The sequence below is a fragment of the Oleiphilus sp. HI0125 genome (assembly GCF_001635355.1).
In genome coordinates this window covers 1-802 of sequence record NZ_LWGF01000962.1, presented here as the reverse complement: position 1 = coordinate 802, position 802 = coordinate 1, and the positions used below count along the sequence as shown (strand labels likewise).

General features: G+C 42.4%; 1 protein-coding gene and 1 pseudogene. One reads left to right on the top strand and one right to left on the bottom strand.

Annotated elements, in window-relative coordinates; all coding sequences use genetic code 11:
* Positions 1-71: 71 nt before the first annotated feature.
* Positions 72-362: a DUF2782 domain-containing protein gene (locus A3762_RS16460; RefSeq protein ID WP_068473373.1), complete on the bottom strand. Its 291-nt coding sequence runs from the start codon at positions 360-362 to the stop codon at positions 72-74.
* 113 nt (positions 363-475) lie between these two features.
* On the opposite strand from A3762_RS16460, the pseudogene A3762_RS16455 reads away from it, so the two are divergent.
* Positions 476-802, top strand: a pseudogene (locus A3762_RS16455) (DNA polymerase I); the annotation flags it as partial.

Below are 802 nucleotides of genomic sequence, written 5' to 3'. Positions count from 1 at the left end.
GCAACTCCCTAAGTTGAAGCCAGAGTAACAAGCAGGTTTAGAATAATCATACTAAGTTTTAGATTATTCTCTTACCATTCAAAAAGAACCCATTTAGGCACTAACATTTGTGAGCGTTCTTCACGAATCCAGCCCTCGCCATCGGCAGGAACTAAGTAATACTCAGGGCCAACTTTTGGCACGACTTTGATCTCTTTTAATATGCCATTTACACGATACTCGTAGAACGTTTTATCCTCTTCTTCTCGAATCACGATATCAGGCTGCTCACCAGTCGCTAAGTCTTCCGCACTAAGATATGGAACCGAAAAAGAAGCCAACATAATTGCAGCGACTGCACAGAATTTTAATAGGGTTTGCATAATAAGTTCTCGAGAGGAAATTAACTCAAAGTGTAGATGGAATTGAGGTTTAAGCTTGGCACGTTTTTCCTTACTATAGCAAACTTTACCAACGACTTATTCAGACCAATTTCATGACAACATCGGCACCTACCGTTCTCGTTGACGGTTCATCTTATTTATTCCGCGCGTATCACGCGCTTCCTCCGCTCAACAACTCAAAAGGACAACCCACAGGCGCAATCAAAGGTGTCATCAATATGATGAAGCGTCTGCAAAGCGATTATCCTGACTCTAAGATCATTGTTGTCTTTGATGCCAAAGGAAAAAACTTTCGTCATGAAATGTATGAGGACTACAAAGCCAATCGTCCCCCAATGCCGGACGACTTACGTTCCCAAATTCAGCCGATTCACGACATTATTCAGGCTATGGGATTACCGTTACTCGTTATTGCGGGC